This window comes from Pseudomonas sp. AFG_SD02_1510_Pfu_092 (assembly GCF_003331055.1).
Classification (GTDB): domain Bacteria; phylum Pseudomonadota; class Gammaproteobacteria; order Pseudomonadales; family Pseudomonadaceae; genus Aquipseudomonas.
Window position 1 is genome coordinate 101,447 of record NZ_PUQD01000008.1, and the last position, 12,399, is coordinate 113,845.

The following is a 12,399-nucleotide window of genomic DNA, read 5'->3' on the forward strand; positions in this document are numbered from 1 at the left end:
ACACCCGCTAGTCGTCCGTTGAAAATCCTTTACCCGGACCCTATCCGCTCGTCTTTCTATAAACAGTTTTAGATTCAGTAGCTTAGCGCGAAAAAAAGTGTTGACAGGGTTTTTGGAATGCGTAGAATGCGCACCACACGACAGGCACATAGCTCAGTTGGTTAGAGCACCACCTTGACATGGTGGGGGTCGTTGGTTCGAGTCCAATTGTGCCTACCAAATCGAAAAAGGGGTGATCCGTAAGGGTCACTCCTTTTTTCATTGGGCTTTCCTGCGCCCCGAGGGCTGCGCGGCAAAAGCCTGAAAGTTTTTGATTTTTCTGAAAAAACGCTTTACAGGCGCGCATTCGATCTCTAATATGCGCACCACACGACAGGCACATAGCTCAGTTGGTTAGAGCACCACCTTGACATGGTGGGGGTCGTTGGTTCGAGTCCAATTGTGCCTACCAAATCGAAAAAGGGCGATCAGCAATGATCGCCCTTTTTGCTGTGCGCGCGAAGCAGCGTGTAACGTTTGGTCGCGCTTCGGGCATGGCCCGGCATGCTAGAATCCGCCCCTTCGAATCTGGAGGTACACGCGTGCGCAAACTGGCTGTGGTAATGGCAGTGCTCGCCCTGGCGGGCTGTGAGAACGAGGTCGAAGGCGTGCACAAGCAGGTGGCTGAACACCTGCACAACCCCAAGACCGCCAAGTTCGGCAACGTGCGGATCGACACCCACGGTACTCTCTGCGGCCAGGTCCGCGGCAAGGACGATGCCGGCCAGTACGAGGCCTACCGCAGCTACGTGGCGATCAAGCGCGATGGCCAATACGAAATCATCGTCGATGACAACGGCAACAACCTGCGTATCCGCGAACTGTGCGGTGGCGCCGAGCTGCAGCGCCGGGCCGAAGCCCTGGCCGGCCAGCCTGCCCCGCAAGGCTGGGATGTGGAAGTGATCCAGGGCGCCAACATGGGCGCGCTCAGCGACATGACTGCCCGCCTGATCGAAAAGGGCATCCCGTCCTCGGTGGAGTACCGCGACGGCAAGCCGGTGGTGCTGATGGGGCCGTTCCCGACCCGCGAAGAAGCCGAAGCCCGCAAGGCCGAGGTCATGGCCAAGCTGGGTACCGATTCGGTGGTCATCCAGCACGGCGCGGCTCGCTAACCCCGCCGGCACGTTGCGCTAGACCCCGCAAGCACGTTGCGCTAGACAATGTGCGCCCAGTTTTGGCTATGCTTGGCAAGAGGAAGCTGAACGGGGAGGGCCTCATGTCTACACTGGAGCGGGCCATTGCCGTGGCCGCCAGGGCGCATGAAGGGCAATACGACAGGGGTGGGGCGGCCTATATCCTTCACCCGCTACGCGTGATGATGCGGGTTTCCACACCTGAACAACGGATTGTCGCGGTGCTTCACGATGTGATCGAAGACACGCCGCTGACCCTGTCCGACCTGGCACGCGAGGGCTTCGCGCTGAAGATTCTTGCCGCCTTGCTGGCGCTCAGCCGCCGTGAGGGCGAAGCCTACCAGGACTTCGTGGTGCGCCTGGGCGACGACCCGCTGGCGCGCACCGTCAAACTGGCCGATCTGGCCGACAACAGCGACCTTTCCCGTATTCCATGCCCAAGCCCTGCCGACCTCGCGCGGCTGACGCGCTACCGCGAAGCCAGCGCTTACCTGCAGGCACTGGCCTGAGCTCGGCCGCAGGCCCTGTGCAAGGTCAGTCGTCCTTCGGCACCGTCCAGAAAATCTGCACGCCGCCATCGTCGCGGTGGGCGAGGGTGACGTTGTCGTTTTCGGCGATTTCCTCGAGCAGGGTTTCCCAGTCTTCCGGGGTTTCCTGGTCCAGGCGGAAGATCAGCGCTGCGCGGCTGCGCTGGGCGGTAGGGCTGTTGATGATCTTCTGGATGCGCATACCCAGTTGGGCATAGCTGCTCGGGGTGGCGGAGGCGGTGCTGGACACAGGGATTTCCTTGTTGTGCTGTACGCACATACAGTATTTCACTGTGGGCATTTTCGCAACACCACCCCGAAAAGCCGGGCGCGATCAGTATTCCCAGAAGATCCGCTGCAGCTCCTTGCTGTCCTGGGTCTTGGTCATGGCGACCATTGCCAGAATCCGCGCTTTTTGCGGGTTCAGGTCGTGGGCGACGACCCAGTCGTTCTTGTCATCCGGCTGTTCGGCGTTGCGCAGCACGAAACCGCCCTGATTCACGTGCGACGAGCGGATGATCTGTACGCCGTTCTTGCGCAGCTCCTGCAGCGCCGGCACGACCCGCGACGACACCGAGCCGTTGCCGGTACCGGCATGGATCAGCGCCTTGGCGCCGTTCTGGGCCAGGGCCTTGTAGGCGGTGTCGGTGACATTGCCATAACCATAGGCAACGTCCACTTGCGGCAGGCTGCTGATCTGCTTGATGTCGAACTCGGAGTTGACCGTGTGGCGCTTGGCCGGCAGGCGGAACCAGTAAGATTTGCCTTCCACCACCATGCCCATCGGGCCCCAGGCGCTCTTGAACGCTTCGGTCTTGATGTTGACCGATTTGCTGACATCGCGGCCGGACTGGATTTCGTCGTTCATGGTCACCAGCACGCCTTTGCCGCGCGACTGCTTGTCGCTGGCCACGGCCACGGCGTTGTACAGGTTGAGCATGCCGTCAGCCGACATGGCGGTGCCCGGGCGCATCGAACCGACCACCACGATTGGCTTGTCGGTCTTTTCCACCAGGTTGAGGAAGTAGGCGGTTTCTTCCAGGGTGTCGGTGCCGTGGGTGATGACGATGCCATCGACGTCGTTGCTTTCGGCCAGTTCGGCAACGCGTTTGCCGAGCTTGAGCAGGTCGTCGTTGGAGATGCTTTCCGAGGCGATCTGCATCACCTGCTCGCCACGAACGTTGGCCAGGTCGGCCAGTTCCGGCACGCCGGCGATCAGCTTGTCGACCCCCACTTTGGCGGCCTGGTAGGTGGCGCTGTTGGCGGCGCTGGCGCCAGCACCGGCAATGGTGCCACCGGTGGCAAGAATGACCACGTTGGCCAGTTTCTGCTGGGTTTCGGCTTCCTTGGCCGAAACGCTGGTGGGCAGGATCAGCAGCAGGGCGAGTGCGCTGGGGGCGAAGGTTTTCAGTGCGGCGTTCATCATTATTGTTCTCTCTCTTCCTAGTGAGATGGTTATCGAGTCGCGCAGGCATTCAGGCATGTTTCGTACCAAGCTTGCACGGGCGGCGGTTGCAGGAGCGCCCTTGCGTCGCGAAAGGGCTGCGCAGCAGCCTCAGGGCCGGGCCCCTGCACAGCTTCCGAAACCGCTGCGTATCGCCATCACGGCGCAAGGTCGTTCCCGCAAGGGGCAAGTATTCCATTCGAGATTCCGAACAAGCGTAGGAAAAGGTGTTCGGCTTTTCGGAAAAATTCTGGATAATCGGTACTAGCAGTCGTTCGGCTTATAAAGCCAAACGGTTTGACAAACCCCGGTCCTGTTTCCATAGTAGGTCAACGCAAACGTTTGCGATCCGACAAAAAAAACACAAGATCCGGAGTCATCGCCCATGAAACTGCCGTTCCCCGGTCGTCTGCTGGCCCTCGCGGTCATTGCCTCGCTGCCCTTCGCGCTGCCACTTTCTGCCGCCCATGCCGAAGAAAAGCCCAAAGTCGCCCTGGTCATGAAATCACTGGCCAACGAGTTCTTCCGCACCATGGAGGATGGCGCCAAGGCCTACCAGAAAGAACACACCGACCAATTCGAGCTGATCGCCAACGGTATCAAGAACGAGACTGACACCGGCGAACAGATCCGCATCGTCGAACAAATGGTCAACGCCGGCGCCAAGGCCCTGGTCATTGCCCCGGCCGATTCCAAGGCGCTGGTGTCGGCAGTGAAGAAGGCCATGGATCAAGGCGTGGTGGTGATCAACATCGACAACCGCCTGGACCCGGAACTGCTCAAGAGCAAAGGCATCAGCGTGCCCTTCGTCGGCCCCGACAACCGCAAGGGCGCGCGCCTGGTGGGCGACTACCTGGCCAACGAGAAGCTCAAGGCCGGCGACCAGGTCGGCATCATCGAAGGTGTGCCGACCACCACCAACGTCCAGCAGCGCAGCGCCGGCTTCAAGGATGCCATGGACGCCGCGCAGATCAAGATCGTCTCGGTGCAGAGCGGCAACTGGGAAATCGACAAAGGCAACGCCGTTGCCGCCTCCATGCTCAATGAATACCCCGACCTGAAAGCGCTGCTGGCCGGCAACGACAGCATGGCCCTGGGCGCGGTTTCGGCCGTGCGCGCCGCCGGCAAGACTGGCCAGGTGCAGGTGGTCGGCTACGACAACATCAACGCCATCAAGCCGATGCTCGCTGACGGGCGTGTGCTGGCCACCCTCGACCAGGCGGCCAGCCAGCAAGCGGTGTTCGGTATTCAGGCGGCGTTGAAAATGGTCAAGGGCGAGAAGCCCGATGTGGATGCCGACAACGTCATCCAGACCCCTGTCCAACTCATCACCAAGCCCTGACCGCTGGCCGGAGAAACCGCCATGCCTGCATCGGCCAATGAAGTGGTGCTCGCCGCCAGCGGCCTTGGCAAGACCTACGCCCAGCCGGTGCTCGGCGAGGTCAGCCTGAACCTGCGAGCCGGCGAAGTGCTGGCCCTGACCGGCGAGAACGGCGCCGGCAAGAGCACCCTGTCCAAACTCATCAGCGGCCTGGAAACCCCCACCACCGGGCACATGACCTACCGCGGCCAGGCCTATGCGCCCGGCAGCCGCAGCGAGGCTGAGCGCCTCGGCGTGCGCATGGTCATGCAGGAGCTGAACCTGCTGCCGACGTTGACCGTGGCGGAAAACCTGTTCCTCGACAACCTGCCCGGGCGCTTTGGCTGGATCAGCCAGAAGCGCCTGCGCCAGCTGGCCGTGGCCGCCATGGCCCAGGTCGGCCTCGACGCCATCGACCCGGACACCCCGGTCGGCGAGCTGGGCATTGGCCATCAGCAGATGGTCGAGATCGCCCGCAACCTGATCGGCGACTGCCATGTGCTGATCTTCGACGAGCCCACCGCCATGCTCACCGCGCGCGAGGTGGAGCTGTTGTTCACCCAGATCGAGCGCCTGCGCCAACGCGGCGTGGCCATCGTCTACATCTCCCACCGCCTGGAAGAACTGCAGCGGGTGGCCCAGCGCATCGTCGTGCTGCGCGACGGCAAGCTGGTTTGCGACGAGCCGATCCAGCGCTACAGCAGTGCCGAGCTGGTCAACCTGATGGTTGGCCGCGAACTGGGCGAGCACATCGACCTGGGCCGCCGACAGATCGGCGTGCCGTTGCTCAAAGTCGACAAGCTCTGCCGTGCGGACAAGGTGCGCGAGGTGTCGTTCGAGGTCAGGGCAGGGGAGATATTCGGTATTTCCGGCCTGATCGGCGCCGGCCGTACCGAGCTGCTGCGCCTGATCTACGGCGCCGACCGTGCCGACAGCGGCAGCATTGCGCTCGGCCAGCCGCCCCAGGTGGTCAACATCGATTCGCCCAAGGCCGCAGTGCAAGCCGGTATCGCCCTGATCACCGAAGACCGCAAAGGCGAAGGCCTGCTGCTGACCCAGTCGATCAGTGCCAATATCGCCTTGGGTAACCTTGGCGCCGTTTCCCGCGCCGGGGTGCTCGATGGCGAGGCCGAAAGGGCCTTGGCCGAACGCCAGATCCAGGCCATGCGCATTCGCAGTGCCGGCCCGCAGCAAGTGGTGAGCGAGTTGTCCGGCGGCAACCAGCAGAAGGTGGTGATCGGCCGCTGGCTGGAGCGCGACTGCCAGGTGCTGCTGTTCGATGAGCCTACCCGCGGCATCGACGTCGGCGCCAAGTTCGACATCTATGGCTTGCTGGCCGAGCTGGCGCGCCAGGGCAAGGCCCTGGTGGTGGTGTCCAGCGACCTGCGCGAACTGATGCTGATCTGCGACCGGATCGCCGTGCTCTCGGCTGGCCGCCTGATCGACACCTTCGCGCGCGAGCAATGGAGCCAGGACCAACTGTTGGCGGCGGCCTTTGCCGGTTATCAGAAACGTGACGCGCTGCTGCATGACGCAGCCCCCAGGATGGACGCATGAAAACCACTCCGCTGCACAGCCAGGGCGCCGCACCGCTGCGCCGCACTGGCACTTACCTTGGCCTGGGTACCTACCTGGGCCTGGCCGGCGCCTTGCTGGCGATGATCGTGCTGTTCTCGTTCCTCAGCAGCCATTTCTGGTCGTACAGCACCTTCAGCACCCTGGCCAACCAGATCCCCGACCTGATGGTGCTGGCGGTGGGCATGACCTTCGTGCTGATCATCGGCGGCATCGACCTGTCGGTGGGCTCGGTGCTGGCGCTGGCGGCCTCGACCGTCAGTGTGGCGATTCTCGGCTGGGGCTGGGGCGTGCTGCCCTCGGCCCTGCTGGGCATGGCCGTCGCCGCGCTGGCGGGCAGCATCACCGGCGGCGTCACCGTGGCCTGGCGCATTCCCTCGTTCATCGTCTCGCTCGGCGTGCTGGAAATGGCGCGCGGCCTGGCCTACCAGTTCACCGACTCGCGCACCGCGTACATCGGCGACGCCTATGCCTGGTTCTCCAACCCCGTCGCATTCGGGATCTCGCCGGCGTTCATCATCGCCTTGCTGGTCATCGTGCTGGCCCACTTGGTGCTGACGCGCACGGTGTTCGGCCGCTACCTGATCGGCATTGGCACCAACGAAGAAGCCGTGCGCCTGGCTGGCATCGACCCGCGCCCGTACAAGGTGCTGGTGTTCGCCCTGATGGGCCTGCTCGCCGGCCTGGCCGCGCTGTTCCAGATTTCCCGCCTGGAAGCGGCCGACCCCAACGCCGGCTCCGGCCTGGAGCTGCAGGTGATCGCCGCCGTGGTGATCGGCGGCACCAGCCTGATGGGCGGGCGTGGCTCGGTCATCAGCACCTTCTTTGGCGTGCTGATCATTTCGGTGCTGGCGGCCGGGCTGGCGCAGATCGGCGCCAGCGAACCGACCAAACGCATCATCACCGGGGCGGTGATCGTCATCGCCGTGGTGCTCGACACTTACCGTAGCCGGCGTGCAGGCCGGCGGAACTGACTCATGGCAACCATCAAAGACGTCGCGGCACTGGCAGGTATTTCCTACACCACCGTGTCCCATGTGCTGAACAAGACCCGCCCGGTCAGCGAGCAGGTGCGGCTGAAAGTCGAAGCCGCCATCGCCGAGCTCGACTACGTGCCCAGCGCCGTGGCGCGGTCGTTGAAGGCGCGCAGCACGGCCACCATCGGCCTGCTGGTGCCTAACAGCGTCAACCCGTACTTTGCCGAGCTGGCGCGGGGTATCGAAGACGCCTGCGAACGCAACGGCTACTGCGTGATCCTGTGCAACTCCGATGACGACCCGCAGAAGCAGCGCAGCTACCTGCGCGTACTGCTGGAAAAACGCATCGACGGTCTGGTGGTGGCCTCGGTGGGCGAGGACGGCGACCTGCAGCAAAGCCTGGCTTGCGTGCGCACGCCCATGGTCATCGTCGACCGCGAACTGGAGGGCGTCGATGCCGACCTGGTGCGCATCGACCACGAACACGGTGCTTATCTGGCCACCCAGCATCTGCTGGCGCTCGGCCACCGCGACATTGCCTACATCGGCGGCCCCGCCGAGGCCGGGGTGACCCGGCTGCGCCTCAGCGGCTTCCACCGCGCCATGGCCGAGGCTGCGGCGCCGGTGCAGGGCAACCGCGTGCTGCATTGCGACTTCACCAGTCCCGGCGGCCATGCCGCGGCGGCGCAGCTGCTGCAAGGCGAGCGGCCGACGGCGATTTTCGCCGGCAACGACATGATCGGTTTTGGCGTGCTGCGCGCCGCTGCCGAACGCAAGATCAGCGTGCCGGCGGAACTGTCGGTGATCGGCTTCGACGACATCGAGCTCAGCCGTTATGTGTACCCGCCACTGACCACCGTAGGCCAGTCGATCCGCGAGCTGGGCGAGAGCGCCGCGTCGCTGTTGCTGGCGCGTATCGGTACCCCTCGGCAGGGCGCGGCAGAGCAACGTATCGTCGCCCCGCGTATCGTCCTGCGCGAATCCACCGGGCCGCGCCCGGACCTGTTCAACGATTACCGCTAACGCTAAGGAAATGTCATGAGTGCCAAGGTCGTGGTGGTCGGTAGCCTCAACATGGACCTGGTGGCCCGCGCCCAGCGCCTGCCCCGGGCCGGCGAAACGCTGCCTGGCGACAGTTTTTTCACCGTGCCGGGCGGCAAGGGGGCCAACCAGGCCGTGGCCGTGGCGCGCCTGGGCGGCAGCGTGGCGATGATCGGTAACGTCGGCGACGATGCCTATGGCCAGCAGCTGCGCCAGGCCCTGTTTGTAGAGGGTGTCGACTGCCGGGCGGTCGACACCTGCCCGGGGGTGTCCAGTGGTGTGGCGCTGATCACCGTGGATGCCGCCAGCCAGAACTGCATCGTCATCATTCCTGGCGGCAACGGCCTGCTGACGCCGCAGTCGGTGCAGCGCTTCGATGCGCTGCTGCAAGCTGCCGAGGTGATCATCTGCCAGCTGGAGGTGCCGACCGAGACCGTGGCCTGGACCTTGGCCAGGGGGCGTGAACTGGGCAAGCAGGTGATCCTCAACCCGGCGCCGGCCACCGGCCCGCTGCCTGCCGACTGGTTCGCCAACGTCGACTACCTGGCCCCCAACGAAAGCGAGGCCGAAGCCCTGAGCGGGATCGCAGTGACCGACCTGGGCAGTGCACGCCGCGCCGGCGAGCGTTTGCGCCAGCTGGGGGCGGGCAAGGTGATCATTACCCTGGGTGCGCAAGGGGCCCTGCTGGTTACTGCCCACGGGCACCGGCACTTCCCTGCGCCGCAGGTGCAGCCGCTGGACACCACTGCAGCCGGCGATACCTTCATTGGTGGTTTTGCTGCTGGCCTGGTGCGCGGTATGGAGGAGGGCGAAGCGATTGCCTTCGGCCAGCGCGCCGCCGCGCTGTCGGTCACCCGTGCCGGCGCGCAGCCGTCGATTCCCTACCTGGCAGAGCTGACACCATGAAGAAAACCCCGCTGCTGAACGTAGCCCTGTCGCGCACCATTGCCGGCATGGGGCATGGCGACATTCTGGTGATCGGCGACGCCGGGCTGCCGGTGCCGCCGGGCGTGGAACTGATCGACCTGGCGGTTACCCCTGGTTTGCCGGATTTCGCCAGCGTGCTGCGCGCGGTGCTGAGCGAATTGCAGGTGGAGCGCCACGTGCTGGCCGAAGAAATGCAGAAAGTGGTGCCACCGGCGCTGGTCGAGATCGAGCGGCTGAAGGGCAAGCTGGGCAAGCGCGAATGGCGCAGCCATGAAGATTTCAAAGCGCTGTCGCGCAATGCTCGCGCCGTGGTGCGCACCGGCGAGTGCCAGCCCTACAGCAACATCGCGCTGATTTCCGGCGTGACTTTCTGAAGGCGGGGGTTGCGCCCCGAATCGCCGGCAAGCCAGCTCCCACAGGTTGCTGCACAGTGCTTGAGGTCATGCAGTACCTGTGGGAGCTGGCTTGCCGGCGATGGGCCGCAAAGCGGCCCCAGCAACCACCACCCAGGCAACAGGAGTGCCACCCATGCTCAAACCCTTGCTACAAGGAATCGCCTTCATGGCCGCAGCGACAACCCTCCAGGCCGCCCCGATCGACCTGATCATCGACACCGACCCCGGCGCCGACGATGTGGTCGCGCTGTTCCTGGCCATGGCTTCGCCCGACCAGCTGCACATTCGCGCCATCACCACCGTGGCCGGCAACGTGCGCCTGGAAAAAACCTCGCGCAACGCCCGCCTGGCCCGCGAATGGGCCGGCCGCGAAGACATCCCGGTGTACGCTGGCGCCGCTCGCCCGCTGGTGCGCAAGCCGATCTACGCCGCCGCCGTGCACGGCGAAGAAGGCCTCACCGGCATACAGGTGTACGAACCGAAAGCGCCGCTGGCCGCGGGTAATGCCGTGCAGTACCTGGTCGACACCCTCGGCGCCGCCAAGCCGCACAGCATCACCCTGGCCATGCTCGGGCCACAGACCAACCTGGCCCTGGCGCTGATCCAGCGCCCGGACATCGCCAAAGGCATCAAGGAAGTGGTGGTCATGGGTGGCGCGCATTTCAACGGCGGCAACATCACCCCGGTGGCGGAATTCAACCTCTACGCCGACCCGCATGCCGCCGAAGTGGTGCTGGCCAGCGGCGTGCAACTGACCTACCTGCCGCTGGACGTCACCCACAAGCTACTGACCAGCGAGGCCCGGCTCAAGCAGCTGGCCGCCGTTAACAACCAGGCCAGCAAGCGCGTGGTGGACATCCTCGACACCTATGTCACCCACGACATGGACCTGTACGGCATGCCGGGCGGCCCGGTGCACGATGCCAGTGTCATCGCCTACCTGCTAAAGCCCGAACTGTTCAGCGGCCGGCGCATTCACCTGAGCATCGACAGCCGCGAAGGCCCGACCTTGGGCCAGACCATTGCCGACTGGTACGCTGTGCTCAAGCAGCCTGCCAACGTGCTGTGGGTAGAGCAGGGCGATGCCCAGGGGTTGTTCGACCTGCTCAGCGCCCGTTTGGCGCGATTGCAATAGCCGGGTGCGGCGCGAAGCGTTCGAGCACCTGGTCGACGAAGCTGCGTGCCGCTTCGGCACCGCGATCACGCACCAGCAGGTCGATGGCAATCAATAGCAGCTCCTCCGGTGTGCCAGGGCTGTACGCGCTCTGGCCCTCGGCCCATTTGACCTTGATATCGGCATCGATGCTGTGGCTGCTCATGAAAGGCTCTCGCTTGGGGCCCGGGACGATGGGGCGAACACCGGATCCTGGTGTGCGCAGGAGGCACTGTGCCTTCACTTCTGGAAGTAAATCATGAGATTGCCGGGCAAACCAAGCGCCTCGTCGGCGCAGCGGTAAAATTCGGTCACGATTGGCTTTCGCCCACGGCGCGCGGTTCAGGCAGACTTGTCCGGTTTTGCAACGATTCAGTAGTGGAACTGTCGGATCAGACAGTTCCCGGACCGATTTTAGGAGGCTTCATGTTCCGTACCCGTGCTTACCTGGCAACCCTGGCGGTGGCTGCTGTCCTGGCTGGTTGCAGCACTGGTGGCAATTCTGCTGGCGACACCGCGTCAGCCGCGGCTGGCAATGATGGCCGCTGCGAGGCCAGCGGCGCCGATTTCGCCATTGGCAAACCGGCCAGCGCCGAACTGCTGGAGCAGGCGCGCAAGGCCAGCGGTTCGCAGCTGGCACGCATTCTCAAGCCACACGATGTCGTGACCCTGGAGTACCGCTCCGAGCGCTTGAACCTGAATGTGGACGAGCAAGGCAAGGTGACCCGCGTCAACTGCGGTTGATACACGGTCCTTGTGGGAGCGGCCTTGCGTCGCGAAAGGGCCGCAGAGCGGCCCCGGCAATACAGGCTGCGGAGCTGAAACCCTGGGGCCGCTTCGCGCCCCTTTCGCGACACGAGGCCGCTCCCACAAAAAACCGCGCCGCCTGGGCCAGCTCCGTCGGCCCATGTAAACACCCATAAAAAAACCCGCCACGAGGGCGGGTTTTTTACAGCTATCCGAATTACTCCGGACGAACCTGTGCAGCCTGCATGCCCTTCTGGCCGCGCTCGGCGACGAAGGAAACAGTCTGGCCTTCTTTCAGGCTCTTGAAGCCGTCGGATTCGATGGCCTTGAAGTGAACGAACAGGTCGTCGCCGCCGCCTGCTGGGGTGATGAAGCCGTAGCCTTTCTCATCATTGAACCATTTGACGGTGCCTTGTTGGCGATTGGACATGGGTGAATCTCCAGAACATTTAGTTTTTTCAGTGGTGCAATGCGGCCGAGGCTACGGAGCACGGAACACATCATAGTCTAATTCTGCGCATCTAGCGCCTTTTACCTTCGCAGGATCTTGATCCATCTCAAAGAATGGCCAGCCCGCGTCGGCTTCAACGTTTCAGCTTTTCGGTGCGCAGGCTTGCTTCACCACGGTTTGCGCTTTCTGCATCAGCTTGGCGTCAACGCCATCGTTGCTGTCCAGGTCGGCGATCTCCGCGTCGGTGAAATTCTTTTTGATGGCTTGGGCACCGCAATCGCAGTGCTTTTTCGCGGTCGCGGCGTCAACGCCTTGGCCGCTGGCCACCTGGGTGCACTGGGTCATGTAGGCGGCCTCCTTCCCGGCTGGGAAGTTGCCAGCGTTCGCAGCCACAGGCAGCAGCAGGGCGCCGGCGGCCGCCAGGGCCAGAAGAGACGGAACTCGCATAACCAGTTACTCCTTGGGTCAGGTCTCATCAAGAGTAGGTTGCTTCCCAAAGTCTGATAGGAATTTTTCCGCGTTAGTTCACCCAAAGGCTGTAATTTCCAAATATTTCTGCGGCCGCGCAACCTGCGTGCTAGCATGCCCGGCTTGTGGTCGCGCCGTTGCGCGCCGCAGCTATCTTTTTTC

The 12,399-nt window shown here is 63.8% G+C and carries 15 protein-coding genes and 2 tRNA genes; 12 read left to right on the forward strand and 5 right to left on the reverse strand.

Annotated features, from left to right (window positions below):
- Window positions 1–142: 142 nt before the first annotated feature.
- From C6A77_RS06185 to C6A77_RS06200, 4 genes are all read left to right on the forward strand, one after another.
- A tRNA-Val gene (locus tag C6A77_RS06185) sits at window positions 143–219 on the forward strand.
- 155 nt (window positions 220–374) lie between these two features.
- Window positions 375–451: transfer RNA gene (locus C6A77_RS06190), tRNA-Val, on the forward strand.
- A gap of 130 nt (window positions 452–581) precedes the next feature.
- Complete coding sequence (locus tag C6A77_RS06195; RefSeq protein ID WP_114168549.1) at window positions 582–1,151, forward strand: SPOR domain-containing protein; 570 nt, start codon at window positions 582–584, stop codon at window positions 1,149–1,151.
- A gap of 104 nt (window positions 1,152–1,255) precedes the next feature.
- Window positions 1,256–1,681, forward strand: a complete 426-nt coding sequence (locus C6A77_RS06200) for a GTP pyrophosphokinase (protein ID WP_114168551.1) — start codon at window positions 1,256–1,258, stop codon at window positions 1,679–1,681.
- 25 nt (window positions 1,682–1,706) lie between these two features.
- Here the strand turns inward: C6A77_RS06200 and C6A77_RS06205 are convergent, their stop codons facing one another.
- Together C6A77_RS06205 and C6A77_RS06210 are read right to left on the reverse strand one after the other, a co-directional pair.
- On the reverse strand, window positions 1,707–1,949 hold the full coding sequence (locus tag C6A77_RS06205; RefSeq protein WP_114168609.1) for a DUF1654 domain-containing protein: 243 nt from the start codon (window positions 1,947–1,949) through the stop codon (window positions 1,707–1,709).
- 84 nt (window positions 1,950–2,033) lie between these two features.
- The gene (locus C6A77_RS06210; RefSeq protein ID WP_114168611.1) at window positions 2,034–3,122 is read right to left on the reverse strand and encodes an asparaginase; all 1,089 of its coding nucleotides are present in this window, start codon (window positions 3,120–3,122) and stop codon (window positions 2,034–2,036) included.
- 406 nt (window positions 3,123–3,528) lie between these two features.
- Between C6A77_RS06210 and C6A77_RS06215 the strand changes: the two genes are divergently transcribed.
- The 7 genes from C6A77_RS06215 (at window position 3,529) to C6A77_RS06245 (ending at window position 10,553) form a co-directional block, all read left to right on the forward strand.
- Window positions 3,529–4,485, forward strand: a complete 957-nt coding sequence (locus tag C6A77_RS06215) for a sugar ABC transporter substrate-binding protein (protein WP_114168553.1) — start codon at window positions 3,529–3,531, stop codon at window positions 4,483–4,485.
- 21 nt (window positions 4,486–4,506) lie between these two features.
- Window positions 4,507–6,060 carry a sugar ABC transporter ATP-binding protein gene (locus C6A77_RS06220; protein WP_114168554.1) on the forward strand — a complete coding sequence of 518 codons (1,554 nt, stop codon included), beginning with the start codon at window positions 4,507–4,509 and terminating at the stop codon, window positions 6,058–6,060.
- Window positions 6,057–7,052, forward strand: coding sequence for an ABC transporter permease (locus tag C6A77_RS06225; protein WP_114168556.1), 996 nt, complete (start codon window positions 6,057–6,059; stop codon window positions 7,050–7,052). Before C6A77_RS06220 ends, C6A77_RS06225 begins: the two co-directional genes overlap by 4 nt.
- Window positions 7,053–7,055: 3 nt before the next feature.
- A complete protein-coding gene (locus C6A77_RS06230) occupies window positions 7,056–8,078 on the forward strand; it encodes a LacI family DNA-binding transcriptional regulator (protein WP_114168558.1) in 1,023 nt (340 codons plus the stop codon).
- A gap of 15 nt (window positions 8,079–8,093) precedes the next feature.
- Window positions 8,094–9,002 (forward strand): ribokinase, encoded by a 909-nt coding sequence (rbsK, locus tag C6A77_RS06235; protein ID WP_114168560.1) that lies wholly within the window; start codon window positions 8,094–8,096, stop codon window positions 9,000–9,002.
- Complete coding sequence (gene rbsD, locus C6A77_RS06240; protein WP_114168562.1) at window positions 8,999–9,397, forward strand: D-ribose pyranase; 399 nt, start codon at window positions 8,999–9,001, stop codon at window positions 9,395–9,397. The genes rbsK and rbsD overlap by 4 nt, the downstream gene beginning before the upstream one ends.
- Before the next feature lie 154 nt (window positions 9,398–9,551).
- A complete protein-coding gene (locus tag C6A77_RS06245) occupies window positions 9,552–10,553 on the forward strand; it encodes a nucleoside hydrolase (protein WP_114168564.1) in 1,002 nt (333 codons plus the stop codon).
- Here C6A77_RS06245 and C6A77_RS06250 read toward each other — a convergent pair.
- The gene (locus C6A77_RS06250) at window positions 10,525–10,737 is read right to left on the reverse strand and encodes a hypothetical protein (RefSeq protein ID WP_114168566.1); all 213 of its coding nucleotides are present in this window, start codon (window positions 10,735–10,737) and stop codon (window positions 10,525–10,527) included. The genes C6A77_RS06245 and C6A77_RS06250 overlap by 29 nt on opposite strands.
- Before the next feature lie 260 nt (window positions 10,738–10,997).
- On the opposite strand from C6A77_RS06250, the gene C6A77_RS06255 reads away from it, so the two are divergent.
- On the forward strand, window positions 10,998–11,315 hold the full coding sequence (locus tag C6A77_RS06255) for an I78 family peptidase inhibitor (RefSeq protein ID WP_114168568.1): 318 nt from the start codon (window positions 10,998–11,000) through the stop codon (window positions 11,313–11,315).
- A gap of 220 nt (window positions 11,316–11,535) precedes the next feature.
- Here the strand turns inward: C6A77_RS06255 and C6A77_RS06265 are convergent, their stop codons facing one another.
- Both C6A77_RS06265 and C6A77_RS06270 read right to left on the reverse strand, forming a co-directional pair.
- Window positions 11,536–11,748, reverse strand: a complete 213-nt coding sequence (locus C6A77_RS06265; protein ID WP_003250656.1) for a cold-shock protein — start codon at window positions 11,746–11,748, stop codon at window positions 11,536–11,538.
- A 162-nt stretch (window positions 11,749–11,910) separates the two neighbouring features.
- A complete protein-coding gene (locus C6A77_RS06270) occupies window positions 11,911–12,216 on the reverse strand; it encodes a hypothetical protein (protein WP_112252430.1) in 306 nt (101 codons plus the stop codon).
- Between the last annotated feature and the right edge of the window lie 183 nt (window positions 12,217–12,399).

Excerpts from the sequence above, each read along its gene's own strand:
- C6A77_RS06200 (WP_114168551.1), top strand. The coding sequence starts at position 1,256 with ATGTCTACACTGGAGCGGGCCATTGCCGTGGCCGCCAGGGCGCATGAA.
- C6A77_RS06210 (WP_114168611.1), bottom strand. The coding sequence starts at position 3,122 with ATGAACGCCGCACTGAAAACCTTCGCCCCCAGCGCACTCGCCCTGCTG.
- C6A77_RS06215 (WP_114168553.1), top strand. The coding sequence starts at position 3,529 with ATGAAACTGCCGTTCCCCGGTCGTCTGCTGGCCCTCGCGGTCATTGCC.
- C6A77_RS06220 (WP_114168554.1), top strand. The coding sequence starts at position 4,507 with ATGCCTGCATCGGCCAATGAAGTGGTGCTCGCCGCCAGCGGCCTTGGC.
- C6A77_RS06225 (WP_114168556.1), top strand. The coding sequence starts at position 6,057 with ATGAAAACCACTCCGCTGCACAGCCAGGGCGCCGCACCGCTGCGCCGC.
- C6A77_RS06230 (WP_114168558.1), top strand. The coding sequence starts at position 7,056 with ATGGCAACCATCAAAGACGTCGCGGCACTGGCAGGTATTTCCTACACC.
- rbsK (WP_114168560.1), top strand. The coding sequence starts at position 8,094 with ATGAGTGCCAAGGTCGTGGTGGTCGGTAGCCTCAACATGGACCTGGTG.
- rbsD (WP_114168562.1), top strand. The coding sequence starts at position 8,999 with ATGAAGAAAACCCCGCTGCTGAACGTAGCCCTGTCGCGCACCATTGCC.
- C6A77_RS06245 (WP_114168564.1), top strand. The coding sequence starts at position 9,552 with ATGCTCAAACCCTTGCTACAAGGAATCGCCTTCATGGCCGCAGCGACA.
- C6A77_RS06250 (WP_114168566.1), bottom strand. The coding sequence starts at position 10,737 with ATGAGCAGCCACAGCATCGATGCCGATATCAAGGTCAAATGGGCCGAG.
- C6A77_RS06255 (WP_114168568.1), top strand. The coding sequence starts at position 10,998 with ATGTTCCGTACCCGTGCTTACCTGGCAACCCTGGCGGTGGCTGCTGTC.
- C6A77_RS06265 (WP_003250656.1), bottom strand. The coding sequence starts at position 11,748 with ATGTCCAATCGCCAACAAGGCACCGTCAAATGGTTCAATGATGAGAAA.
- C6A77_RS06270 (WP_112252430.1), bottom strand. The coding sequence starts at position 12,216 with ATGCGAGTTCCGTCTCTTCTGGCCCTGGCGGCCGCCGGCGCCCTGCTG.